Origin of the sequence: Gilliamella sp. B3817 (genome assembly GCF_026536705.1) — a bacterium.
Taxonomy (GTDB): Bacteria; Pseudomonadota; Gammaproteobacteria; order Enterobacterales; family Orbaceae; genus Gilliamella; species Gilliamella apicola_I.
In genome coordinates, this window is record NZ_JAFNNV010000002.1 from 157,149 (window position 1) to 181,987 (window position 24,839).

Here is a 24,839-nt window from a genome sequence, read left to right on the forward strand (position 1 = left end):
TTAGAGCAGATAAATTATTATACTCTAATTTTTCTCTCATCTTCAGTTAATGAACTGATAAAAGCTGGGCGTTCAAAAATTCTTGCCATGTAGGCTAAATAATTTTTTTCCGCAACTTTAGGTAATTCTATACCAAGTATTGGCAATCGCCATAGTAGAGGTGCGAAATAACAATCGCATAGCGTAAAATCATCACTCATAAAAAAGTCTTTTTCTTTAAACATGACAGAAATTGAGACTAAATCATCAAGAAGATTTTTACGTGCGACTTTAGCGGCATCACTATTTGGATCGGCGATAATGGTTTCATAAGCACTGTACCATTCTCTTTTAATGCGATACATCGTTAATCGAGAATTAGCACGCACAATCGGATAAACAGGCATTAATGGTGGATGAGGGAAACGTTCATCGAGATATTCTAACGCTATATGAGGCTCATACAGTGTTAAATCGCGATCAATCAACGTTGGAATTGAACCATAAGGATTAAGATCCAGTAACTCCTGAGGTAAATTATCAGCAGTTACAAACTCAATTTCAGCAGTCACACCTTTTTCTGCCAACACAAATCGGATCTGATGACCATAGATATCTGTTGTATCACAAAATAATGTCATTACAGAACGTTTATTAACAGCAACAACCATGTTCACTCCAAATATGCAAAATTTAAAATAGGTTTAGAGAGTTTCTATTCTAGCAAATTGGATAACAAAATTGTTAAAAAAAATTAATTTTCTTATCATCTTTCTTCAAATAATCGTTTTAATTGTGAAAAACTTTGACAATTTACCATGTTTAAGTCAATTAAAACCGATACAATTTATCAATAACAGTTGGCTCACAATTAAATAATCCGATGAAATGAAAAAAAAGACTTTGGTAATTGGAAGTGTGATAAATTTTAGTCATAAAAAAACCCAGACAATGCTGGGCTTTTGAAATAATTTTGTAACGTCTGCAATTAACGTTTGCTGAATTGTGGACGACGACGAGCTTTGCGTAGACCCACTTTTTTACGTTCAACTTGACGTGCATCACGAGTAACAAAGCCCGCTTGACGTAATGAAGAGCGTAAAGTTTCATCATATTCCATTAATGCACGAGTAATACCGTGACGAATCGCACCCGCTTGACCTGAAATACCGCCACCTTTAACAGTGATGTAAAGATCAAGTTTGTCAGTCATTTCAACTAACTCTAAAGGTTGCATCACAACCATACGAGCTGTATCACGACCAAAGTATTGCTCTAATGAACGTTTGTTAATAACGATATTTCCACTACCTGGTTTAATAAACACACGAGCAGCAGAACTTTTGCGGCGACCAGTACCGTAATATTGATTATCAGCCATCTTCTATCCCCTTAAATATCTAATACTTGCGGTTGTTGTGCCGCATGATTGTGCTCGCTACCAGCATAAACTTTAAGTTTACGGTACATTGCACGACCAAGAGGACCTTTCGGTAACATGCCTTTTACAGCAATCTCGATGACTTGTTCAGGATGACGTTCAATCATTTCTTTAAAAGTCGCTTCTTTAAGTCCACCGATGTAACCAGTATGACGATAATAGATCTTATCAGTGCGTTTTTTGCCTGTTACAGCAACTTTTTCTGCATTGATAACGATAATATAATCACCTGTATCTACATGTGGTGTATATTCTGCTTTATGTTTACCACGCAAACGGCTTGCGATCTCAGTAGCTAAACGACCTAACGTTTTACCTGCTGCATCAACAACATACCAGTCGCGTTTAACTGTTTCTGGTTTAGCTGAAAAAGTACTCATTCGTATTTATCCAATTTTTAATTAATCTCACGTTAATAAATCAAACGATTTATTTACACTTTTTGATTGCAATGATTAAGTAACTAACCCCTTCGAGTTGTTATATTAACCTTGACAACCGAAAACAGCGTTGGGAAGAACACTGTTGTAACGTGGGTTGCAATATTATACAGAAATATAGTAAAAGTGCTAGGTTTTGTCATAAAAAATTATAGCAAGTAAAAACGCTTGCTGTTAAACTTAAAACTAATTTTACTCAATCATATTATTTTAGATGACTCAGATAATTCAACTTACCGATAAAGATTATATAAGCAAAGGCTTACATAGGAAGTGCTATCACCATCCGACTAATCCCGATCAATGTATTAAAGTCAACTATAATGATGGGGCAGAACAAGAAACTAACCGCGAAATTGCCTATTACAAACATCTTATTAAACGCAATATCTCGTGGGATGCGTTAGCCAAATATTATGGCCCTGTGCAAACAAATTTTGGTGAAGGACATCTTTTCGAATTAATTCGTAATTATGATGGCAAAACCGCTACACCACTCGAAACATATCTTGCTGACCAACAATTAACACAACAATACTATGATGAATTAATTGTTTTGTTAAAAGCATTAAAGTCGACATTGCTTGACAATCGTATCATTACGATGACCATTAAAAGCAAAAATATCTTATTTCAACATCTTTCAGAACAAAAAAATCGGCTTGTCATTATAGATAATATTGGTAATTCGACCTTTATTCCGGTTGCCAACTATATCCCCTATTTTGCTAAATCGAAGATTGAGCGCACATGGCAACGTTTTTTAAAATCAATCATCAAAGATAATTGGCATAATCCACTGGTGGCTAATTTAATTGATGAGGTAAATCAGTAAGACGTAGCTGAGCAACTGTCCCTTGATGATGATCATGACGATTTTCTAAAGTGAACGATCCATGATGCAACTTTGAAATACGATTCACAATACTTAATCCAAGCCCTATTCCATCATGTTTTCGATCCATACGGAAAAAGGCTTGAGTTAATTTTTCGCTTTTAGACTCATCAATACCGCTACCTTCATCGACGACATTAATAATAATGCCTTCGGCATCTTTAAAACAATTAACGACAATTTTGGTATTGGGTGGACTATAACGACTACTATTTTCAACCAAATTTCGAATCAATAATCTAATTAAAGTGGTATCTCCTTCAAACATCAGTTTTTTATCAGGTATGTTCCATTGAATCGCTTGTTGCTTATGGAATGCTTGCTCGGATAACTCTTCAAAAAGCGGCAACATAATATCATCATGAAAATTAATTTTTTGATAGTGTCCAACAGTAAATTTTTGACTAGCTCTGGCAAGCATTAATAACTGTTCGACGGTATTAACTAAACGATCAATACGATCAATTAATTCATGACAATCGATATGATGTGTTGTTTCTAATAACTCTAAATGCAAACGGATACCGGCTAATGGTGTTCGCATTTCATGCGCAACATCAGCCGTAAAAAGACGCTCTTGAGCAAGTGTACTACTTAATCGGACAAACAACTTATTTAAAACAGTGGTAATGGATTTAATTTCTCGCTTATTACTAATAGGATCAATAGGACTCAGATTATCTTCGGTTCGTTCATTTAAATCTTTTTCTAACACTTCTAAGGGTTTTGTAATCCATTTAATGGCTTTATACGCAAGGAATAAAGTGACTAACATCATTGAAAAAGCAGAACAAAATAAGGCAAAAATAGCTTCTAATTCTTCATGTTCAACCACTTCATCAATTTTGTTTTGACTTAAGGTCAAATTTACCAATACATCTATCTGTTCTTTACTTTCATGCCATAACCATAACACCGTAATGATCTGGCAAATGAGCATAATCGCCCCCAAAGTGAAAAAAAGATTCCAACGAATACTTTGACGAATATTATTTAACGATTTAAAGATCACCATGTTTTTCATTCAATAAAGAAAAATAATAATTTAATGGTCGCTATTGAGTTGATAACCATAGCCCCGTACAGTTTTGATTAAACTTTTACCTAATTTAGTTCGTAATCCATGAATATAAACTTCAAGCACATTAGAACTTGGATCACTTTGCCAATCATATAGATCATTTTGCAATAAATCACGGTGTACTTTTTCGCCGGCTTTTAACATCAGTCGAGAAAGAACAATAAACTCTTTAGGCGTCAATGTTACTTCACGCTGATGTTGAGTGACAATTTGTTGCTTAATATCAATGGTAATTGAACCAAAGCAAATAAGATTATCAGCAGTGCCTTGATTACGGCGAATTAAGGCTCTCACTCTGGCTAAAAGTTCAGTTAAAGCAAAAGGTTTAATAAGATAATCATCGGCACCATGATCTAATCCTTCAACTCGATCTTCAATGGTATCTCGAGCGGTTAAAATAAGCACTGGGGTATCTATCTGTTTTTTACGCCAACGCGTTAGCAAATCTAAACCGTCACAATCAGGTAAACCCAGATCCAATATTATCAGACTAAATTGACCAAATTGAATAAACTGCTCAGCTTGTTTACCATTAGATGCCACTTCACACACATAACCGTTAGAAGTAATGCCATCATAGAGTCCTTTTTGAAGAAGGCTATCATCTTCAACAATAAGTATTTTCATTAAATGTTATCCTATTGTCGATTGGACATTCATATTAAATGTTCCTTAATTAACGTAAAAATAGTGATATCGAAAAAATTCAATTACTGAATTTATTGACTCAACTTTATTGAATTAACGATAAATACACTCAATCATTTAAGAAAAGCAACCCAAGATTTAGACACAAAATAAGCCGATAAAAGACTGACAATAAAACTGATAATAATATCTAAAGGCCAATGAATACCTAAATAAATTCGGCTCCAACAAACCAATAAGGCAACAATAAAACAGCAATAATATAATTTTTTAACTTGCTGCTTTGTATTGAAAAAAATCGAAAAAAACAGTGTCCATACAAAAACAGCATGTTGGCTTGGCAACGAACTATTGGTTTCGTGATACAGATAATGGGTTCCAACATCAAGCGCAAAAGGGCGAGGCGAATAAAATAGATGACGTATCACAAAAGAAATCAATAGCGCTAACACTAAACTAACCATAGTTTTAACAATCGATTGTCGATAATCGGGCTTCAAAAACCAATAGCCAGCTAACATGATAATTGGAAAAAACATTAAATAATTAGCACAAAAGATTGCAAAATAGATAAAAGATTTTGATGCTTGATCAGAAGCATTAATCAATAAAAAGAGTTTAGTATTAATATCATACCACATGAAAAGTTGAACAGACTGAATTATTCATATCAAAAATGTAACCTATTAACCTTAAAAAAACCTTAATAACCCCTTTAATCTATTTTACATGAGTGAATTATCGTTATACGGGTTTAATTTAAATACTGAAAAGTTAGACATGTTTATTTGTGGTCGATGCCATAATGCAACCAACATCTTGCCAAAAATGAAACCGTAATATCAAGCAACCAACAAATGAAAAAATAAACCAGAATGACAAATAAAAAAATCTCAGTCGGATAAACCATACTACGATTATTAATTTGTGTTGCCACAAAGGTAAACTCGGCAACACCAACAATGTAGGCCAAGGAAGTATCTTTAATGAGTGAAACCCACTGATTAATAAACGACGGCAACATCATTTTTAATGCTTGTGGTAAAATAATTGCAATAATCACTTGCGCTTTATTCAGCCCCAATGAATAAGCCGCTTGCCACTGATCTTTACCAACTGCATTCATACCGGCATGAACAGAATGCCCAATATAAGCTGCTCCAATTAATGATAAAGCAAAGATCACGGTAGCAATAGCCGGTACATCGACATTAAAAATCACGGGTAATAGAAAATAAGTCCAAAAAATTAACATAATGACTGGAATTGCTCGCAAAAAAGCAAGAAGCGTGATGAGTAACTGACGCACTCCCCCTTTTAGCACGGTTAAACCAACACCGGCTACTATGCCTAAAATAGTTGAAAAAACAATTGCAACAACACTCATTAATAACGTTAAAAACATGCCACCAGGAAAGTTACCCCACATCAGGTAACCCAGATTATTCCAAATAACAGCAAATCCCATAAGATCCATAACTGACTAACCTTTACTTATTTGCAACCGACTTGCTTGATAAATATTGCCAACCGTTCCTACTATTACAATGGCTAAAATATATAACAAGGTTGCAATAGCAAAATCTTGAAACGTCTTTAAGGATTCCGTTTCGACTTGCCGAGAAACATAAGAAAGTTCAAGCACGCCGATAGCCATGGTTAATGATGAATTTTTGATAATATTCATATATTGCCCAATTAATGGCGGAAAAGCGATGCGCACACTTTGTGGTAAAATGATAAACCGCATAGTTTGCCACCACGTTAACCCCAACGCTAAAGACGCTTGTTGTTGTCCCTTCGCCACACCTAAAATACCAGCCCGAAACTCTTCAGCAATAAAAGCACTGGAATAAAACGTTAAAGCAATCAAACCAATAATAAACTCAAAAGAAGGCATTTTTAACGTTAAAAAAAAGAGTTGAATTTGGGGTTCATCAAATAAGCACACTTTAAATTCAATTGGTAATAAATTACCGACACCAAAATACCAAAAAAACAGTTGAGGCAGTAAAGGCGAATAACGAAAAATTGCATTATAGAATGTCACCAAACCTTTTATGATTTTGATATGGCTTTGTTGAGCAATCACTAACAAAAAACCCAGCACAGTTGACAATATTATGGTGAATAACGAAATCGCAAGCGTCACTAAAAAACCGTCCCACAGCCACCACAAATATCGTGGTTCAAGTAATTGCTCAAACATCTATTTATTGACCTTTACCGATTTTAAAATCACCACGAGGCATTGCTGACGTCGTTTCGGGTCCAAACCAGCGATTATAAATCGTCACCGCTTCACCGTCTGTTTCAAGATTTAACAGGATTTGATTCACTTTATCTTTTAAACGAGTTTCGCCTTTGGGAATGCCAACCGCTTGATATTCTTGGGTAATACTAAAGGGTGAGATTTCAAAAATAGCACGTTGCTCTTCGGGTACGTTGGCAAGTAAACCAATTAATTTAGCATCATCTTGTGTAATAGCTTGCACCACCCCATTACGTAAAGCGGCAAACGCAAACGGCGTATCATCATACGAAATTACTTTAGCGGTAGGATATTTTTCACGTAAAGTAATTTCCATTACTGTCCCTTTATCGGCGCCTATACGAAGATTTTTCAAATCATCTGGTGATGTTAATACCCCTTTTTTTGCCACAAATTTTTGTCCGGTAGCAAAATAAGGCAAACTAAAATCAACCGCTTTGGCACGCTCCTCAGTTACAGTAAAATTAGCCACAATTAAATCGGCTTTTTGTGAAGTTAATAATGGTATACGATTGGCAGGATTAGTCGGTACAAGTTCAACCTTTACCTTTAAAGCTTTACCGATTTGATTGGCATAATCCACATCTAACCCGACAATATTATGCGATTTTTCATCAACAAATCCAAAGGGTGGATTACTATCAAATACCGCAATTTTAATTACCCCTTTTTTTTCGATATCATCAAGACGGTCAGCATAAGCCGAACTTGCGACCAATAATGAACCGATTAATGCAGCTACCGACAGTGATTTAGTAAAAAATTTCATTGTTATTATCCCCCTTTGGACTTAATAGGGTTTTAAGTTTATCAATAAAGTATTGGGGGGATAAATAACGATTATTTAGATGCTTATAACTTAAAGTTATATTTAAAAATGTCTTATAGTTTAATAAGTAAAGCAAAAAATTATCTGAATTTAGAGAACATTCTATTTACACTCACTCGGGCGGATTTGACACTCAAAAAAGTAAATAAAAAGTAAGATAAATTTCTGCTCTTTGCCGAAGAAATAATTCAATTATCATAAGCCAAACTCGCCACCCAAAATGAGCCGATTAAGGTAACCACCGTCAGTGACTTAGTTAAAAATATTATTGTTATTACCCCCCTCTTTCTTGATAGGGTTATAAGTTTATCAATAAAATATCGGGTGGATACATAACAATTATTTCGATACTTTTAACTTAACATTATATTTATAAAAAACTTAGTGAAAATAAAATCAGTTAAAACTAAACATATCAAAATGCCTTTAAATAATTATTGCTATCAGCAATTTTTTATTACGTCTACTTGGTATTTATGGATCAAGTTTTGCCAATTCTGATGACCACATTTCTTGGAAGTCATGCTCATAATTTTTAATTTCTCCATACTGAGAAACCGCAATGACGAAAGCTAAAGCAATGGATGCCACTAAATTAATGATAAAACAGGTCATCAAAATATTTTCGTTAGCCGGAATTAAAGCAATCAGGGTAAACAGTAACGAAATGATACTTATAAGATAAACAACCGGTAAAATAAATAATTCATTTTTTTGATTTGAAGGCTGCATATTTTTATCATACAACTGCATGATATGAATTTCATCACCACACTGCGCTACCACCATTTGCCCTTTTTGACCTTGATTTACGGCTTCGGCAGCAAGCGATAACGTCAACCATGCGTGGCTATCATCTAAAACACCTAAGTTCTCATCCAAATGATAAAGCTTATTCGGTTCAATAATGATCTCACTGTCATTATCTAAAAATGTTCCTTTTAGAATATTCAATGCAGAAGAAGGTAAATGCGCAGCCCATAATTGTCGAACTTGCTTTTTATCAATTTGCTCAGCTTTAATTAGATACTCAATATCGTCACTTAAATCCGTTAATTTGGTTGTAAGAGGGCGAAATACTCTTAATTTTGAAAGTTTTGACGCTTTATATTCATTTGAAAACAATAAAGCGCAACAATATTCACTAAAAGGTAAACTATTTTTGACATCAAACACCAAATTAATAATCAATGTTGTTTGATTATCATATTCATCTACCCATTCATTAATCATTTTTGGTGAAGGGATTTGATCTGATGCACTGATATTTGAATCACGAATACTGATATTATTTGAATGACAAAAATTAATCAAATTAGTCATTGCTAAATCTGAATTGTTTAATGTATTCAATTGCACTTTTATATTTGAAAATTGATTAATTTTCTTTTTCATTGGAAGCAGTATTTTTTCAAATACATAAAAAAAGGCTGAACTATTCAAATTATGCAAAGTCGAAATGGGAACTTGTTTTTCTGGGTTCATTGGTTGACTACCTTCTAAACCCATAATTTTCAAGCCTAGATTTTCAATATCGGTAAGATATTGTGAATCAACTAACCAAATGGATTGACGAGTCCAATTTTGCCACTGTTCGTGTTTACTTTCGATTTTTTTATTAAAAAAAAGTACGTAAAGTAATTTATGATGATAAATATTATACACTATCCCCGTTATCGACAAACCAAAACATAGTGGTGCAATAACAAAATATAAGCAACTTAATCCTAGACTAGGTAATATGTTTTCAGCATTGATAAGTACTACAGCAAAAGCAAAAATAGCAATACTTACCACAAAAACTAATAAATATAAAAAGATAGAAAAGTTTTTAGGCAATGCTTTTTCGGGTATATTAGGAAATTTCCACTGCATTATTCGCTTCCTGCTACGGGTAAAGTTGAGATTAAAGAACAACCACAAGCAGTTTTACAACCATTCACAGCTACATTGCGATCAAACATTTTCCAAGTAGGATGGCCTTCAACAATATTATTCACCCCATGACCTTTTTTGGGACACGAAACTTGATCACCAACTAAAGCAACCGGTTTTCCCTCAAATTTAGCGCCTGACGCACTAATAACATTTCCACCATGTGAATGGGGATCACCCAAGCGAATCACACCTTTCATAATATTAATAACTCCTTTTTTTATATATTTTTACTTTTCCGTCCCAACAACACAGCGAATCTTATCCCAGCCTTGGTAAGGTTCGGGGTGGATGCTTCGTGCAGCTTGCACCCGTTCTAAATAATGAGATGTGTGATATATTCGCCAATATGCTCCAAATGATTGCATACCTAATAAATTAGGATCTTTTTGCTGAATAAGGCTTAGGTCGATATCTTGCAAAGAATGAAATGATTGCTGATTTTTTGTTCCAAACCTGTCATTATCATAGAATACTGTTTCCCCAAACAGTACATTACCATTTTTTAATATAAAATAACCGGTATTGCCCGGAATGGTGATGGTTTTGGTAAATCCATTTGAATCATTCTTTCTTATATCTTCAAATGTTACATTAAGTGGACTATCATCCACACCAATAAAACGCTCGACCTTTTCTGCCGGCACTGCGGCATAGCTTGTCACTTCACCAATGTGAAACGTTCGCCCTTGATCTAACGAAAACAGAACAAATGACATATCATTTGCTGGTATAGCAATATAATTTTTGCCCGGATTGTAATAGTGAAACGTCGGCAATTGTGTTTTGGTGAAAAACGGAATATTGATTCGGGTATGAATATTGTTAGCGTCATCGTGATACCACATTAACCCTTCACAGTTTTCACCTTGTAACTCTAAATAGCGGTGTTCGTCGTAACGATAAACCACCTGACGCTTTTGGCTTAAATAATAATATGTTGCCTTTTCGTAATTAGTTATGGTTCTTGTTGTGAGTTCATTAGGTAAGTCATACATATATGGGTAGACGATTTCATACCCTTCCCGTGGCTCAGCCATTGGAATATCTAACCCCACTTTTTGAACCTGATCGGGTCGAGCATTCCCAACCCAATAAACTGACAACCAGATTATTGCCGGCACCACAACCAGCAGCAAAAATAGCCCTTTTAATTTATGATTCATGCGTTACCTCGTCATGACTTAATCCTATTACCGCTCGCAGCTTGTTTTGCCATTGATGAAACGGTTTAAAGCGACTTTGGATTATCACCTCTTGCTTTAGACTTGGGTCACACTGCCAACGGTCCCAGCCTGTGTACTGGTCTGGCATTGTTGGCAGGCTTGCAGGCGGATTGTCCCAGCGGGGGCCCATATAGCGATCATAACCTTCTAAAATGGCTTGATTGATTGGCGATAATAAATCATAAGCAATGCTTGTACCATAAGGCTGTGGCGAACGATATATGCCTCTGTTTTTATCCAACACAAATATTTGATTATTCAGCACCACTATTTGTTCAACCGTATCAACCATTGGGCGGTAATACCTCTTTACCTTATCTGAAGTATGAAAATGGGTGGTTTGAAAGGTACGCCCGCCGTCACGGGAGTAGTCAATCCCTGAATAATCATCTAAAGGCACAAATATATAATCTTCGGGCATATGACTAAACGGTTCGGTTAGTGCTCGGGCTGAATGTAGCGCTAATTCCGAGTAAATCTGTTTTTGTTCGTCAATATAATATAACCGCCCTTGACATCCTAAACCGGTCAGCTGCAACGAACGGTAATTATCAAATTTAAACACTATTTGGGTTGGCGCTCCTAAAACCGTGCGGTCTTGACCCGGTATCGGCATTAATGCCAAAAAACAGATTAGAAAAGCGCAATAGCTAATCGCCATTAACCCTCGCTTTTTTTGGACATAACTGTAAATGACTAACCCTGTTGTCACAAAAAGATAACAAAATGCTAACATATTACTTTTCCGCCCCGACAACACAGCGAATCTTATCCCAGCCTTGGTAAGGTTCGGGGTGGATGCTTCGTGCAGCTTGCACCCGTTCTATATAGTTAGGTTTGTGATATATTTGCCAATATCTTCCAAATGATTGCATACCTAATAAATTGAGTCTTTTTTGCTGGATAAGGCTTGGATCAATATCATTCAATGAATGAAATGACTGCCTATTTTGGATTCCGAACTTGTCATTATCATAAAATACAGTTTCCCCAAACAGTACATTACCATTTTTTAATATAAAATAACCGGTATTGCCCGGAATGGTGATAGTATTCATAAATCCACTTGAATCACTCTTTCTTATATCTTCAAATGTTACATTAAGTGGACTATCATCCACCCCAATAAAACGCTCAACCCTTTCTGCCGGCACTGCGGCATAGCTTGTGACTTCACCAATGTGAAACGTTCGACCTTGATCTAACGAAAACAGAACAAATGACATATCATTTGCCGGAATAGCAATATATTTTTTGCCCGGATTGTAATAGTGAAACGTTGGTAATTGTGTTTTGGTGAAAAACGGAATATTGATTCGGGTATGAATATTGTTAGCATCATCGTGATACCACATTAACCCTTCACAGTTTTCACCTTGTAACTCTAAATAACGGTGCTCGTCGTAACGATAAACCACCTGACGCTTTTGGCTTAAATAATAATATGTTGCCTTTTCATAATGAGTTATGGTACTTATAGTGAGTTCATTTGGAAAATCATACATATATGGGTAGACGATTTCATATCCTTCTCGTGGCTCAGCCATTGGAATATCTAACCCCACTTTCTTAACCTGATCGGGTCGAGAACTCCCAACCAAATAAACTGACAACCAGATTATTGCCGGCACCACAACCAGCAGCAAAAATAGCCCTTTTAATTTATGATTCATGCGTTACCTCGTCATGACTTAATCCTATTACCGCTCGCAACTTGTTTTGCCATTGATGAAACGGTTTAAAGCGACTTTGGATTATCACCTCTTGCTTTAGACTTGGGTCACACTGCCAACGGTCCCAGCCCGTATACTGGTCTGGCATTGTTGGCAGGCTTGCAGGCGGGTTGTCCCAGCGGGGGCCCATATAACGGGTATGCCGTTCTAAAATAGCTTGGTTGGTTGGCGATAATAAATCATAGCCAATTCTTGTACCATAAGGCTGCGGCGAGCGATATATGCCTCTGTTTTTATCCAACACAAATATTTGATTATTTAGCACCACAATTTGTTCAACCGTATCAACCATTGGACGGTAATACCCTTTTACCTTATCCGAAGTTTCAAAATGCGTAGTTTGAAAGGTACGCCCGCCGTCACGGGAGTAGTCAATCCCTGAATAATCATCTAAAGGCACAAATATATAATCTTCGGGCATATGGCTAAACGGTTCGGTTAGTGCTCGGGCTGAATGTAGCGCTAATTCCGAGTAAATCTGTTTTTGTTCGTCAATATAATATAACCGCCCTTGACATCGTAAGCCGGTTAGCTGCAACGAACGATAGTTGTCAAATTTAAACACCATTTGAGTGGGCGCCCCGAAAACCGTACGGTCTTGACCCGGTATCGGCATTAATGCCAAAAAACAGATTAGAAAAGCGCAATAGCTAATCGCCATTAACCCCCGCTTTTTTTGGACATAACTGTAAATGACTAACCCTGTTGTCACTAAAAGATAACAAAATGCTAACATTTAAGGCTCCTTAATATCGGGATCGGGTAATTGCCATTGTGGCTCTTCGCTTAATTTTTGATATTTTTCTTTCTTTAATTCTCTATACACAATTGGGTTGGGAGATACATGATAAAAACTATTGACGACCAAATCCTGTCTAATTGGCATATGTTTAGTTGGAAAATTCATCGCTTCTTTTATAGGTTTTGGCAAAATGCCATAACGACTATATAAGACTGTTTCCGTATCGTTATTTTCGGGGTGGCGCCAATCGGCTATAGCGCGCCATTCAAAAAGTAGTTGCTGTTTTTGCGGGGTAATGCCATTCACCACGCCAAGGGCTAGATCGTAAGCCATAATTTTTGCCGGTGCATCTTTGCTGTTGGTGATGCCTGAATGGTGACTACTTTCATCCTTTTTACTGTCCACCAGTTCACGAATGGCATCCTTTAATTGTTGATTTGATAGATAATAATAAATTCGAATTTGGTCTTTATCTTTACCCATATCGTTATTACCGATATACCTAAAATATTTAATCCCCCGATCCGACAGTTGCAAATCATCGTTAAGTTTTTTTAATAAAACCGGATCGGTAATGACTGGTTTCCCGAATAGATCAATCGGGTTAGACGGCGGTATATAACTTGGTCGGGGCACAGTTAATTTGATTGTCCCTTGTTTTAGTTTTTCTATTTTTTGAGGATTTTTATTGTAGATATCCCCATAATGTATGGCTCGGCTCAGTTTAGTTTTATCACCGGGCTGATCAACTTGATAAATCATGGTTTCGGGCACTTCTTCACCATTGATAATCCGCTCTGTAAGGATAAAAGGCGCAGTTTGAATGTCACCGGTAGCATAGTTATCACATTGTGCCGTTGTAAATTTCAACATTTGTATCGATGCATCGAGTGAATTATTGGGTCTGATTTTTAAACTTGGATTATCGCGCAATAGCACGTCCGGACTTGAACACATTGCACCCTGTTTTTTCATTTCACTAGCCGATACCTTATTATAGGTTTGTTCTGGGTGGTCTTTTGACATTTCGGCAAAAGTCGGGCGATATACCACTCTCACTTTGCGACCGTATTTAATATATTGACCATGTTCGATTATCCCCTCAAATTTGCTGAATAACGGTTCTTGCTTCAGTTTTTGCAACTGTTCAGGAAGTAATTCAACTGCGTTCGCTATTTTTTCTTCACGGACAGTAAAATACGTAACTCGTTGTTTATAATCCTCAAAACTGATATAGTCCGGGTAATCTTGCTCATCAATAGTCATGCTCACTAAAGGAAGAATAAAATTTGGATTGATCGGATTGTTACCGGCGATGACTTGGTGAGAAAACACTCGCTGCCTTAAATTTTCATGGCACGCTTTAATGATATGATCAGGAATCCCTTTCCACCCCATCCCTTGCACATTCCATAACGAAACCACGTGATCATTGGGACTAAAATAGTGATACACTTTGCCGAAGTTATCGCGATAAAACATTTCTTTATCTTTGCCCAAGCGATCATACTGCTTTTCGCTGCCGTCGGCTTGCATATATTTTTCATCAGGGTTAACGGTGGTATTAATAATGTAGTTTTCTTTTAGTGTTTCTGGCGTGAATGTTATATTTCTTAAAGTTTGTAGATCTTTAATTTTTTTAACAAAGTTGACAAACGTCTGTTCGCGACTTTGTTTACTTTGAATGCCCATAGCCAAATCTTTAGATACCTTTTCAGCAGACGATGGTTCAAAAGCATAGGGTGAGTGTGCCAAAATTACGCAATCAGCAGGCAAAACATTGTCTTTTGCTAATAAAAAAGTTGCCAACATAGTAATAATAGTACCTTGACTGTGCGCCACAATGTTAATCGGAATATCTTGCCCTTTGGTATCTTCCCTAATTTTTTTAATCAATTCTGCTAACCGGTAAGCTGCAAATGCAAAATAGATACGATGCGGGTTATCATAACTTTTTGAACCTTCAGGGGTCAATTTTTTTCCGCCAAAGGCAAGTAAACCTGACATGCCTGGTCCATACATATCGGGGATCGAGGTGGTCGCATTGGCAAACGGCCCCCCATTACGGTGATAACCATAATCGATCCAATTAAAAAAATTATCGCTATTGAGTTTATCGACAGCAAGGGTACCGGTATCTAATTTAAATTCCCGATCTAGCCAATAACTGCTGTAGGGTAATTCAGGATCAATCACCGACGGATCTTTGAGTCTTTTTTCATAAGCGCGTTGATCTTCGTCATACTTTTGTTTATCGACCGGACGATACCCCCAAAAAAAGGGAATAACTGGGGAGTAGTGACTTTTGGTTATTGCTATTCTTGGTGCAAAGTTGTCACTTTCCTCTTGAATCGTCGCCCATTCATTGGGAATTAAATCACAACGACCTAATCGCTTATTTAATCCTTTACAGATACCTTGATCCTGATTTTCAAATGCTTCACCAATATCATTTACCCCGTGGATTAAAATAACTATACAAGGTAATGGTGCCGGTACATCAACGTTACACGTCAACATTGCATCGGTCGAATTTGATGGAACGCCACTCACCTTTTCAACTGAATGAAGTACTTTATCTGAGTCTGTTTTATTCGACATTCATCATTCCTTTGTTAATATTTCAATTTTTAAATCATCTAATTCAGTCATCGGTAATTGTTCGGTGTTACCACTTTCATCCGTCATGCCGTCTTGTGTACTACCGTCACTAAAATGAATTCGATAAGGATGATTTTTAAGTACTTGAGTGGGTGATCCATTTACACGTAACTTAAACTTACGCCCAAAATCGCCTTTTTGGAAAGAAGGTGTAACTTCTTTTATACTTTCCGCCCCAGAATAGGACAATAGTGCGGTTTTTTGTAAAATACTGGTTGGTGCAATTAATTCAATGGTTCCATCTTTAATGCGTATGCCTGCCCCACCACTGAGTAGTAATAATTCTTTATTGGCATTGATCGTGACTTTGCCATCGGTACTGGTTATAAACATATTTTTTTGGGATATTACTTCCATTTCGTCAGATTGCGCTTGAATTTGAATGCGACCCGATGCCGCAATCAGTTTGATCCCTAATTTTTGTGCGAATATCGACACCATTTCGCCAGCAGCCATGGATAATTTTTTTAAAATATTGACGCTGGCATTTTTACCTGCTGTGACAATAATATTTTCACTGGCTGCACTTTGAATACTTTTTGGTGATGTTTGGGCAATCCCTTTTTCACCGTGAATGACGACCGTTGATTCTTGTAATTGATTTGTTGCGCTAAGCAGTGTTTGTTGTTCGTTAATGTCAGCCGGTTCAGCACCACTTAATTTGCCACATTCAATCAATGTGTAAGAAATCTCTAAAGATTTTTCTACCTGTTGGATTGATTGTTTCATATCAAGTTGTTGACCTTCAGCCTTTTCTTGCGATATGGTGCTGATATAGACCCCTTTAGCAGCACGCATTGCCCCCCATTCATCAGTGCGTAACTCAAAGCCTTCACCACGTTTATGTTTCTCGCTATCCACTAAATGACCAATGTTGAGCTGGGTTTTACCGTACTCAGTGGCAAGCTTGATATGTTCTTGCCCACGTTTGTCATCCATGCGCAGTTTGTTGTTCGCTGGTGTACGAATTACATTGCGGTGTTTGTTGATTGTGGTGACATGGTCGGGGTGAGTACTGTCATGCATAGCATGGGCAATATAAGGTCTGTCCGGGTTACCATTAGTAAATGCAACCGCCACTTCTGTACCGTCTATTAACGGAAAATGAAAGCCGTACGTATTACCCGAATAAGGTTTTGCCAGTCTTACCCATAAACTTTCTTCGCCTTTTTTCCAATTTTTTAAATCAAAATTGAATTTAATACGATAGCGCCCTTTTGTATCGATATAACCATAAGTATCATCATCCGGACTGGTTACCCGTGCCGGTAAAGTACCGCTAACTTGTGGCCAAGGAAGTGGCAAAGGGCGATAAGGTTTTAATACATCATATGGAATGGCAGTAAAATGGGTTTCGTAAGAGTCTGTTCGATTACCATGACTTTCGGAAGCAATAATAATAATACCTTCTTTTATATCATAAATCGGACATTCTTCAATAATAAGACGTTGACCCGGCACCAGTTGATAATCATTACATTTACCATAGATAATGAATTGTTCTGATATATAGTGTTGGTGACGTATGTGCGCATACCATTGCCCGCTTTCAACGGTTTGTTTATCACCCAATACTTTATAATGCTCTTCATAACGATAGTCATCGCCATGGGTTGTGATATCTTTAGGCTGGCTATTGGCTGAGCCATGTAGTTGACTGTTTGCCATGCGATAATTGTAGTCGTTAACACTAACTTGCTTAGGTTTGGTTTTACTACTGAATTGTAAGTCCCATATGCTGTGACGTTGATTATCCGTCAGTCCACTCGGCTGTTTGATTATAATACTTCCGGCATCTTCCAGTCCTTGTTCATAATCACTCATCACGATAACATCACAGTGGTGCTTAGGATGCGTTTCGAAATAGAACCAAATCCCGACATCGGCAAGTAATCTTTGTATAAACGCTAAATCGGACTCTTGCCATTGGGTAATAAATTCACGAGCCGGATAGGTTTCGTTTAATTCAAAACGAAAATCAATTCCTGTAAAACCATGATTTCGTAATACTTCTTCAACCACATCAACAACACTTGTGTTTTGATAAATTGCACTTTGGTGATGGTTGGCTAATAAGGCTATCCTTGGCACTAATGTAACGCAATAATGCGCTTCGTCTTTACTCATTGAAACAAGGCTGAACTCTGTGATAACACCGTAAATTGTTCTTGATTTATCAAGCTTATCAAGGGAACTGATCTGAGTTAACTTTAAAGGTAATTGACGAGGATGAAAAGTAAGCGATGCGGTTTGATTAAGTATCGTATCAATAGATATATGCTTATTTGGCGTAGTAAAATGAATTGTATATTGCCATGGTTGATTTAATTCTTCTTTACCTTCAAGTGATAATATTGATATTGTTGTCAGTAAATCTACACCATCAATTGAAAGGGAATAATTATTTTGTGCTGAATGTCCAGTTAATAAGTTTCCTGCTAAAGAAGACAAACTGTCTATCAACTGCTCCTTTGTTTTCATAACCTTGTTCCCTTATATTCTATTACTTAACTTTAATAACAAAACTCTGCATTTATTTTCATCATATTATCATAAAATTTACATAATAATACTTACAAAATACATTTTTTTAGAAATGTATCACAAAGATATTTAAATACGAGTTTAATCAAGAAAACATCCATTTAAATAGTATGGGTAATCAAAGGGGAATAATAATTTTATTTTTTGTCACAATTACACGATTCAACTTTTTAATAATCTTTTATTTTGAGCTGATAAACTTTGCCTGTATTTGGGGTTGGTCACTTTACACAACGCAATTAAGTTTTGGTTTATCCCTGTGTATACAGGGAACATTTTTTTAAGTCATCGTATATATTACTAATACAAATCCCTGGTTTATCCCTATGTATATAGGGAACACTCCGCTTTTGCTATGTCCTGCTCCAGCGAATCCGGTTTATTATAGGGAACACATCAACAGCGCTTTTTAAATTTATAACAAACACTTTCATCAATTAACAATTCTCAATCACAATTTGCAATATCAATAATTGTTAACTATATGATTAATTCAATTAATTGACAATAACCTGTAACTAATAATTTAGTATAACTTATTGTAAACGATCGTTATTTGTTGCCAGATATTACAAAATCGACGTCCGCGTTACACGCGTCCAGATATTTAAAAATTGTTTTTATATTGGCATGATCTGGGTTGTTTTCAATTCTACTGATATTTGACGGCGACACGTCTAACTGTGCAGCCAAATCGGTTTGTGTAAACCCCGCGCGTTCACGCGCGTTAATCAGAAATGCCCTCAATTTCCACGTTTTTTGGGATTCGCGATACGCGGCTAGGGCTGTGGGGTTTGCTAAAACCCTATTTTTGAGTTCCTCGAATGTTGTGCTATGTTTTTTTCTAGTGGTCATTTCCAATCATCTCCTGTAGTCGGGTTCTAGCTATTTTTAGAGCATTAGCAGGCGTTTTATTCGTTTTTTTGACAAACGCGGATCCCTATGTTTATAGGGAACACTTTTTTTGGCATAAATTTTCAATCCACGCATTCGGTTTATCCCTATGTGTATAGGGAACACGTGCAGCCAAATCGGTTTGTGTAAAACCCGCTCGGTTTATCCCTATGTGTATAGGGAACACTTGAAATGTAAACCGTTTATGTATAGCTCGAACGGTTTATCCCTATGTGTATAGGGAACACAATGCCACAGCAAGGGGTGTCCAGTACGTTTACGGTTTATCCCTATGTGTATAGGGAACACTAATATATCCAGCTGGGTGTCCATCTAAAAACGCGGTTTATCCCTATGTGTATAGGGAACACCGCTATTATCAACTCATTAGCCATCGCAACCTCGGTTTATCCCTATGTGTATAGGGAACACATAGATTTAGAAAATTGCAGTAAATGAATATGCGGTTTATCCCTATGTGTATAGGGAACACGCCAACACCTAACGTGACACTACCAGTTAAAACGGTTTATCCCTATGTGTATAGGGAACACAAGTTGGTTTAATCACCGCCTTAGAGACCAATCGGTTTATCCCTATGTGTATAGGGAACACTCTTATTATAACTTATTGTTTATTAATTAAAATAGAGAGGTGTAAAATTCTACCGATTTTTTTGATTCTTTTTTGAGCAATTAAGAGTTGAGCAATAACAGATTAAATTTATAATTTAATCAAACTGTTAAATATGATTTATAAGGAACTTTTTACGATACACATTCTTGTAATTTTTTTGTCTACCAACCAATTTGGAATCATCATGTGTCTGTAATCGATTGCTTAAAAGTTAATGACAAATTACCGTGCATTATACATCTTTGTATTCTTTCACCTTATTTGTCTTTCCGTACATATTTGATATCAATTCTTTTGTTGATATCATTTAAGTGAAAAATATCGTTTAATTTTGTTTAATATTCTACATAATATTTGGTGTATATTTTGTTGCTGAGTTGACGTGAAAACATGTCACTAGCATAGAAAAAAGCCCTAAAAGGGCTTTTTTATGGTTTTGGTAATGTAAATTTTTTGACCCCATCCTTCGCTTTAGTCTGTGCAATTGTCATAATTTCGATGAAATCTGCTTGATTTTTTTCAAAATCCTCAGCTGTTTTAAATTTCTCTAATGTATTTGGTTTTTGCTTATCAAATTCCCACATTGCTAAATAAACAGCCTCAAGTTTATTTGATGGTTTATCATTTATATCTAATTTATCTAGATCGCTCATTACTGAGTTGAGGAACTTATCGAAATAACTATCAGCAGTTACGCAACTTTTCAACGAAGGAAAAATGACATTATTTTTAGAGCCAAGACAAATCATATCAAGCTTAGTTCCTTTATTGATATTCATGGCATCATCTTTATTTTTTAATTCAAGCGAAACATATTCAAATTGATTTTTTCCATTTGCTACTACATAAGGATCGCCAGTCAAACTGGTTTTTACTCCTGATGCAACTGTTTTAATATTAACCAAATTTTTATCATATTTTTTTTCATAAACATATTGGTTATCACCATATTCTTTAATTAGCTGTGCAGCATTAACCGTTGGCATTGCATCCATAAAACCTGATTTTCCATTCGCTCTGAACACCTCTATATCATCTTCTATTAAAAATTCAATGATCCTTTTTGCATTTTCATTTGCTGAGACATTAAAACCAATACAAGCAAGGATGGCGCTAAAAACTACTTTTTTCATGTGATATTTCCTGTAACTTAAAATTTATAATGAGCATAACTTAACAAATTAAATATAACTTTTCAATTTTTTCAATAATATAATTTGTATTTACCATGTCAGTTAACATCACACAAGTCATCGTAATGGTCTGTTGTTTCAATTGTTTGGTCACCGTTTTATTGGTTTGGTTGGTTTGCTTGCTTGACCTATAGTGTAAAGTAAAAAAACTATAGTCGGCAGATTTAGTTCACCCTAGATTAGGTTGGATAGATAACTATATTTGGTGGTTTATCCCTGTTTATACAAGAAACATTTATTTTATAAAAAATAATAAGTGTCGCTATAACCTTATAAAAGGTTATATATAAGGCAGAAAATAAAAACCCACTAAGGGGCTTTTATTTTAATGATTTTTATTTACGTTAAATTAATTTTTTACCTTAGGTTACGTTTAATTCCAGACGTTTTCCAAGAGCAGAGAGCGCTTTGCTAATGGTATCAATTTTTGTTGAATGTCCTAAGTTAACAATCCGCTGAACTTCTTGAGGTCTTACGTGGATCCTCTTAGCTAATTCAGCATTAGATATGTTTTGTTCAATCATTTCATTTAACAACAATACCTTAGCAAAAAGACTAACTGGTAAATCAATTAAATATTCACCTTTTTTTTGCTTGCTGGGTAATGGGACTTTTCGATGATCTTCAAAGTAAAAGTCAATGCTTGTAATCAATGCATCTCGTGCCATTTTCAAAGCATCATTTAAGTCATCACCACAGGTTATTGCTTCTGGTATATCTCTAAATGTTACTGTATACATATCCCCTTCATTGGTTAATGTTGCAGGATATAACATACCTCCTCCTTTGCTTTTAAGTTGAATTCTCTTATCAAGATAGCCCCTTTCGGGGCATCTATTAAAGATTGAGTTGCTTTCTAATCGCAATCATTGTACCTTTCGCTAATTCCTTATTTGGATGCCTTGGCATGGTTGATCGCCTTCCTTGGTAGTAAAGTTTTAGGTGATTACTACCTTGCTTTACTTCGACTCCTTGAGCAACTAGCCATCTTAAAAACTCTGCATGTTTCATAATTAATTTCGAGCTGATTTAAGATTAGACCATAGTAAACAAAAATGTTTATTTTTTCAATTAAAAGTAATCAAAAATGTTTATTTTTTTAATCTAATAAATAAACTTCGAATCGTATGTTCTCGGTTTATCCCTGTGTATACAGGGAACACTTTTCTTGCAGATGCTGGCTCAAATCGCAAAACGGTTTATCCCTGTGTATACAGGGAACACTATTAACGAGAACGCCCTCATGTAATTGAGGGCGGTTTATCCCTGTGTATACAGGGAACACTAATAACAAAACCACAGCATTCAGTCTCACCGCGGTTTATCCCTGTGTATACAGGGAACACTAAAAATCTACTAACCGAAGTTGTGGCTGACCCGGTTTATCCCTGTGTATACAGGGAACACGTTAATCAAAAAATGAATGATTTAAAAGATACTGGTTTATCCCTGTGTATACAGGGAACACCACTAAATTTTATATATTGTATCTTAAAAATTCGGTTTATCCCTGTGTATACAGGGAACACTATAGCCGTACTGCCGTTTTGTAACAGCGGGATCGGTTTATCCCTGTGTATACAGGGAACACTTAGAGGAAACAACGAATGACTGTCCAAAAATCGGTTTATCCCTGTGTATACAGGGAACACTAATGAAATGCTAATAAGTTTATGTATGAAAACGGTTTATCCCTGTGTATACAGGGAACACTCATAGGTTTTAGGGTGTTCTGCTCCCGTGTCCGGTTTATCCCTGTGTATACAGGGAACACTGATTTTAATTGTCCAACCGTCATGATTTCACCGGTTTATCCCTGTGTATACAGGGAACACCGTGACTACCGTCACATGGAAACGAAAGGGGGCGGTTTATCCCTGTGTATACAGGGAACACGAATCTAAAACACCGGTCTATAAATCCGTTCCCGGTTTATCCCTGTGTATACAGGGAACACCCTTATTATAACCCATTGTTTATTAATTAAAATAGCAAGGTGAAAAAATCCACCAAATTTTTTGATGTTTTTTTAAGCTATTAATAGTTAAGCATTATCGGCTTAAATTTATAATATTATCATCATGTTAAGCACAATTTGTAAGAAATTTTGTACGACATTCTTTTCTGTAATTTTTGTTCGCACCACGCAATAGTGAGTTGATCTAGCTTTTGTGATGCAAAAACTTTTTTTATAATTGGCATGACCTGAACCAAAATTTTCTTGAGGTACAAAAAAATCAAACTTTCCAAGATGATTTTCAAAAGACAAAAATCCTTTATTTTTTAAATGAAATCTAGTCATGTCCCACTTAAAATATGCGTTTTCTCATCTTGATTATTATTATTTATAGAAGGATATTCCTTGTGGTAACAATTACACTATTGTAACGAGTTTTTTTGATTACGATACTCAATGACCCTTTTGTATATTTAGTCACATGCCCTAAATTTTAAGGTCAATCTATATTATTCTTTGACCTTTAATAAAAGGTGTTATGCTTTTAGAAGTAACAATAAGATAGCTTTTACTGTTTTCATTGGGGTGTTAATTAAGTTTCTCAATAATTAATTTTTTATATTTATAATCAGTACTAAAAGAACCTTTTTCGTTCCATATAGTATCCGTGACTTTTATGTATAGAATATTGTCATTCCAAACCAAATCCCAAATAATCCATTTTTCTGTTTCGAAACAAAAATTATGCTCTATATGATCATGTTTAATCTTTTATAAGTCTATAATTGATTTTGATCCTTCATAATCTAAATAAAAGGTAGTAAAATGCGTTTTTGCCTTATTTATATAGGGTATTCCTTGTAAAGTAATGGTATTATTTTTGTTATCCTGAATTTTAACCTCGCTATCTTCATAATATAAAACTGTAATAATATCCTTATTCAAGGGCTTCCAATAACCATAATAGTCATAAATTTTCTCGGATTCGTTATCGTTCAAATTATTTATATAGGTTTTATTGTTCACTTTTAGGTATGATTCTGTTTTTATGAATCTTTTATCATTTTTTTCAATCATTGGGTCATAAATTTTTTTCATATGACGGAATTCTTCTGCGCTGCTTTTTTCTTCTATAAAGTTTATTGAAAACTTTTTTAGATTATTAGCTTCACTATTTGTTGTATAACTACCTACCAGAAATAAAAAAATAGATAAGAAAAGGTGTTTTATCATTTTGTTTTAACGCTATGTCATTTGGGGTATATTGGTGATTTATCCCTGTGTATGCGGGGAAACACGGTCGCTGCCGACGATTTCACTGTCCACAAAAAAATAGGCAATTTCTTTTTCAGCTGATGATAATGAGTCAGAACCATGCACGGCATTTTCAGTTACGTTGTCAGCAAAATCTGCACGTAATGTGCCTGTAGGAGCTTTTGATAAATCCGTTGGGCCCATAAGATCACGATAACGTTTGATAGCATTTTCACCCTCTAATACTTGTACTATAATCGGACCAGAGATCATAAATTTAATTAAATTATTGAAAAACGGTTTTCCTTGATGTTCGGCATAGAAACCTTCAGCTTGTGTTTGGGTCAATTTAAGCATTTTTATTGCAATGATATTAAGATTTGCTTGAGTTATTCGAGTTTCTATTTCGCCCATTAAATGTTTTTTTATGGCATTGGGTTTAATAATTGATAAAGTACGTTCAATAGCCATTGTGCGTT

24 protein-coding genes and 2 CRISPR repeat arrays are annotated in these 24,839 nt (G+C 35.7%); of the genes, 1 reads left to right on the forward strand and 23 read right to left on the reverse strand.

Annotated features, from left to right (window positions below; translation table 11 throughout):
• Window positions 1-17 precede the first annotated feature (17 nt).
• From J3U36_RS03415 to rplM, 3 genes are all read right to left on the reverse strand, one after another.
• On the reverse strand, window positions 18-650 hold the full coding sequence (locus J3U36_RS03415) for a glutathione S-transferase N-terminal domain-containing protein (protein ID WP_267352456.1): 633 nt from the start codon (window positions 648-650) through the stop codon (window positions 18-20).
• Between the two features lie 317 nt (window positions 651-967).
• Window positions 968-1,360 (reverse strand): 30S ribosomal protein S9, encoded by a 393-nt coding sequence (rpsI, locus tag J3U36_RS03420; RefSeq protein ID WP_034901366.1) that lies wholly within the window; start codon window positions 1,358-1,360, stop codon window positions 968-970.
• Window positions 1,361-1,371: 11 nt separating this feature from the next.
• Entirely contained in the window at window positions 1,372-1,800 is a 429-nt protein-coding gene (rplM, locus tag J3U36_RS03425; RefSeq protein WP_034901369.1) for a 50S ribosomal protein L13, read from the reverse strand.
• 274 nt (window positions 1,801-2,074) lie between these two features.
• Between rplM and J3U36_RS03430 the strand changes: the two genes are divergently transcribed.
• Window positions 2,075-2,695, forward strand: a complete 621-nt coding sequence (locus tag J3U36_RS03430; protein WP_267380756.1) for a YrbL family protein — start codon at window positions 2,075-2,077, stop codon at window positions 2,693-2,695.
• On the opposite strand, the gene pmrB is transcribed toward J3U36_RS03430, so the two are convergent.
• From pmrB to ndk, 20 genes are all read right to left on the reverse strand, one after another.
• Complete coding sequence (gene pmrB / locus J3U36_RS03435) at window positions 2,667-3,770, reverse strand: two-component system sensor histidine kinase PmrB (RefSeq protein WP_267380757.1); 1,104 nt, start codon at window positions 3,768-3,770, stop codon at window positions 2,667-2,669. The genes J3U36_RS03430 and pmrB overlap by 29 nt on opposite strands.
• Before the next feature lie 30 nt (window positions 3,771-3,800).
• Entirely contained in the window at window positions 3,801-4,463 is a 663-nt protein-coding gene (gene pmrA / locus J3U36_RS03440; protein ID WP_267360152.1) for a two-component system response regulator PmrA, read from the reverse strand.
• A 134-nt stretch (window positions 4,464-4,597) separates the two neighbouring features.
• The gene (locus J3U36_RS03445; protein WP_267380759.1) at window positions 4,598-5,125 is read right to left on the reverse strand and encodes an undecaprenyl-diphosphatase; all 528 of its coding nucleotides are present in this window, start codon (window positions 5,123-5,125) and stop codon (window positions 4,598-4,600) included.
• A gap of 143 nt (window positions 5,126-5,268) precedes the next feature.
• Window positions 5,269-5,952: an amino acid ABC transporter permease gene (locus J3U36_RS03450; RefSeq protein WP_267380761.1), complete on the reverse strand. Its 684-nt coding sequence runs from the start codon at window positions 5,950-5,952 to the stop codon at window positions 5,269-5,271.
• Window positions 5,953-5,967: 15 nt separating this feature from the next.
• The gene (locus J3U36_RS03455) at window positions 5,968-6,693 is read right to left on the reverse strand and encodes an amino acid ABC transporter permease (protein ID WP_267380762.1); all 726 of its coding nucleotides are present in this window, start codon (window positions 6,691-6,693) and stop codon (window positions 5,968-5,970) included.
• Window positions 6,694-6,697: 4 nt separating this feature from the next.
• Window positions 6,698-7,525, reverse strand: coding sequence for an ABC transporter substrate-binding protein (locus tag J3U36_RS03460; protein ID WP_267380764.1), 828 nt, complete (start codon window positions 7,523-7,525; stop codon window positions 6,698-6,700).
• A gap of 534 nt (window positions 7,526-8,059) precedes the next feature.
• Window positions 8,060-9,460: a hypothetical protein gene (locus J3U36_RS03465; protein WP_267380766.1), complete on the reverse strand. Its 1,401-nt coding sequence runs from the start codon at window positions 9,458-9,460 to the stop codon at window positions 8,060-8,062.
• The gene (locus tag J3U36_RS03470; protein WP_267380768.1) at window positions 9,460-9,720 is read right to left on the reverse strand and encodes a PAAR domain-containing protein; all 261 of its coding nucleotides are present in this window, start codon (window positions 9,718-9,720) and stop codon (window positions 9,460-9,462) included. The genes J3U36_RS03465 and J3U36_RS03470 overlap by 1 nt, the downstream gene beginning before the upstream one ends.
• Window positions 9,721-9,750: 30 nt before the next feature.
• Entirely contained in the window at window positions 9,751-10,686 is a 936-nt protein-coding gene (locus J3U36_RS03475) for a hypothetical protein (protein ID WP_267385838.1), read from the reverse strand.
• Window positions 10,676-11,482: a hypothetical protein gene (locus J3U36_RS03480; RefSeq protein ID WP_267385839.1), complete on the reverse strand. Its 807-nt coding sequence runs from the start codon at window positions 11,480-11,482 to the stop codon at window positions 10,676-10,678. The genes J3U36_RS03475 and J3U36_RS03480 overlap by 11 nt, the downstream gene beginning before the upstream one ends.
• 1 nt (window position 11,483) lies before the next feature.
• A complete protein-coding gene (locus J3U36_RS03485; protein ID WP_267379914.1) occupies window positions 11,484-12,419 on the reverse strand; it encodes a hypothetical protein in 936 nt (311 codons plus the stop codon).
• A complete protein-coding gene (locus tag J3U36_RS03490) occupies window positions 12,409-13,215 on the reverse strand; it encodes a hypothetical protein (RefSeq protein WP_267385840.1) in 807 nt (268 codons plus the stop codon). The genes J3U36_RS03485 and J3U36_RS03490 overlap by 11 nt, the downstream gene beginning before the upstream one ends.
• Entirely contained in the window at window positions 13,216-15,822 is a 2,607-nt protein-coding gene (locus J3U36_RS03495; RefSeq protein ID WP_267379942.1) for a hypothetical protein, read from the reverse strand.
• A 3-nt stretch (window positions 15,823-15,825) separates the two neighbouring features.
• On the reverse strand, window positions 15,826-18,363 hold the full coding sequence (locus tag J3U36_RS03500) for a type VI secretion system Vgr family protein (RefSeq protein WP_267385841.1): 2,538 nt from the start codon (window positions 18,361-18,363) through the stop codon (window positions 15,826-15,828).
• A 615-nt stretch (window positions 18,364-18,978) separates the two neighbouring features.
• On the reverse strand, window positions 18,979-19,281 hold the full coding sequence (locus J3U36_RS11390) for a helix-turn-helix domain-containing protein (protein ID WP_065559280.1): 303 nt from the start codon (window positions 19,279-19,281) through the stop codon (window positions 18,979-18,981).
• Between the two features lie 136 nt (window positions 19,282-19,417).
• A CRISPR array of direct repeats spans window positions 19,418-19,935; the repeat unit is 29 nt; unit sequence CGGTTTATCCCTATGTGTATAGGGAACAC.
• Window positions 19,936-20,384: 449 nt separating this feature from the next.
• Window positions 20,385-21,089 carry an OB-fold protein gene (locus J3U36_RS03505; protein WP_267378289.1) on the reverse strand — a complete coding sequence of 235 codons (705 nt, stop codon included), beginning with the start codon at window positions 21,087-21,089 and terminating at the stop codon, window positions 20,385-20,387.
• 422 nt (window positions 21,090-21,511) lie between these two features.
• The gene (locus tag J3U36_RS03510; RefSeq protein WP_267361299.1) at window positions 21,512-21,925 is read right to left on the reverse strand and encodes a type II toxin-antitoxin system HicB family antitoxin; all 414 of its coding nucleotides are present in this window, start codon (window positions 21,923-21,925) and stop codon (window positions 21,512-21,514) included.
• Between the two features lie 61 nt (window positions 21,926-21,986).
• Complete coding sequence (locus tag J3U36_RS03515) at window positions 21,987-22,160, reverse strand: type II toxin-antitoxin system HicA family toxin (RefSeq protein WP_267361297.1); 174 nt, start codon at window positions 22,158-22,160, stop codon at window positions 21,987-21,989.
• Between the two features lie 123 nt (window positions 22,161-22,283).
• A CRISPR array of direct repeats spans window positions 22,284-23,106; the repeat unit is 29 nt; unit sequence CGGTTTATCCCTGTGTATACAGGGAACAC.
• Between the two features lie 771 nt (window positions 23,107-23,877).
• Window positions 23,878-24,339: a hypothetical protein gene (locus tag J3U36_RS03520; protein WP_267378286.1), complete on the reverse strand. Its 462-nt coding sequence runs from the start codon at window positions 24,337-24,339 to the stop codon at window positions 23,878-23,880.
• A 39-nt stretch (window positions 24,340-24,378) separates the two neighbouring features.
• A complete protein-coding gene (gene ndk / locus J3U36_RS03525; protein WP_267378284.1) occupies window positions 24,379-24,831 on the reverse strand; it encodes a nucleoside-diphosphate kinase in 453 nt (150 codons plus the stop codon).
• Between the last annotated feature and the right edge of the window lie 8 nt (window positions 24,832-24,839).

Bases quoted from the DNA above. Each gene is read 5' to 3' on its own strand.
- J3U36_RS11390 (WP_065559280.1), bottom strand. From the start codon at position 19,281: ATGACCACTAGAAAAAAACATAGCACAACATTCGAGGAACTCAAAAAT.
- J3U36_RS03485 (WP_267379914.1), bottom strand. From the start codon at position 12,419: ATGAATCATAAATTAAAAGGGCTATTTTTGCTGCTGGTTGTGGTGCCG.
- J3U36_RS03480 (WP_267385839.1), bottom strand. From the start codon at position 11,482: ATGTTAGCATTTTGTTATCTTTTTGTGACAACAGGGTTAGTCATTTAC.
- J3U36_RS03430 (WP_267380756.1), top strand. From the start codon at position 2,075: ATGACTCAGATAATTCAACTTACCGATAAAGATTATATAAGCAAAGGC.
- J3U36_RS03465 (WP_267380766.1), bottom strand. From the start codon at position 9,460: ATGCAGTGGAAATTTCCTAATATACCCGAAAAAGCATTGCCTAAAAAC.
- J3U36_RS03470 (WP_267380768.1), bottom strand. From the start codon at position 9,720: ATGAAAGGTGTGATTCGCTTGGGTGATCCCCATTCACATGGTGGAAAT.
- J3U36_RS03520 (WP_267378286.1), bottom strand. From the start codon at position 24,339: ATGATAAAACACCTTTTCTTATCTATTTTTTTATTTCTGGTAGGTAGT.
- J3U36_RS03415 (WP_267352456.1), bottom strand. From the start codon at position 650: ATGGTTGTTGCTGTTAATAAACGTTCTGTAATGACATTATTTTGTGAT.
- J3U36_RS03495 (WP_267379942.1), bottom strand. From the start codon at position 15,822: ATGTCGAATAAAACAGACTCAGATAAAGTACTTCATTCAGTTGAAAAG.
- J3U36_RS03505 (WP_267378289.1), bottom strand. From the start codon at position 21,089: ATGAAAAAAGTAGTTTTTAGCGCCATCCTTGCTTGTATTGGTTTTAAT.
- rpsI (WP_034901366.1), bottom strand. From the start codon at position 1,360: ATGGCTGATAATCAATATTACGGTACTGGTCGCCGCAAAAGTTCTGCT.
- J3U36_RS03460 (WP_267380764.1), bottom strand. From the start codon at position 7,525: ATGAAATTTTTTACTAAATCACTGTCGGTAGCTGCATTAATCGGTTCA.
- J3U36_RS03445 (WP_267380759.1), bottom strand. From the start codon at position 5,125: ATGTGGTATGATATTAATACTAAACTCTTTTTATTGATTAATGCTTCT.
- J3U36_RS03490 (WP_267385840.1), bottom strand. From the start codon at position 13,215: ATGTTAGCATTTTGTTATCTTTTAGTGACAACAGGGTTAGTCATTTAC.
- J3U36_RS03450 (WP_267380761.1), bottom strand. From the start codon at position 5,952: ATGGGATTTGCTGTTATTTGGAATAATCTGGGTTACCTGATGTGGGGT.
- J3U36_RS03510 (WP_267361299.1), bottom strand. From the start codon at position 21,925: ATGTTATATCCTGCAACATTAACCAATGAAGGGGATATGTATACAGTA.
- J3U36_RS03455 (WP_267380762.1), bottom strand. From the start codon at position 6,693: ATGTTTGAGCAATTACTTGAACCACGATATTTGTGGTGGCTGTGGGAC.
- J3U36_RS03515 (WP_267361297.1), bottom strand. From the start codon at position 22,160: ATGAAACATGCAGAGTTTTTAAGATGGCTAGTTGCTCAAGGAGTCGAA.
- J3U36_RS03475 (WP_267385838.1), bottom strand. From the start codon at position 10,686: ATGAATCATAAATTAAAAGGGCTATTTTTGCTGCTGGTTGTGGTGCCG.
- pmrA (WP_267360152.1), bottom strand. From the start codon at position 4,463: ATGAAAATACTTATTGTTGAAGATGATAGCCTTCTTCAAAAAGGACTC.
- ndk (WP_267378284.1), bottom strand. From the start codon at position 24,831: ATGGCTATTGAACGTACTTTATCAATTATTAAACCCAATGCCATAAAA.
- J3U36_RS03500 (WP_267385841.1), bottom strand. From the start codon at position 18,363: ATGAAAACAAAGGAGCAGTTGATAGACAGTTTGTCTTCTTTAGCAGGA.
- rplM (WP_034901369.1), bottom strand. From the start codon at position 1,800: ATGAGTACTTTTTCAGCTAAACCAGAAACAGTTAAACGCGACTGGTAT.
- pmrB (WP_267380757.1), bottom strand. From the start codon at position 3,770: ATGGTGATCTTTAAATCGTTAAATAATATTCGTCAAAGTATTCGTTGG.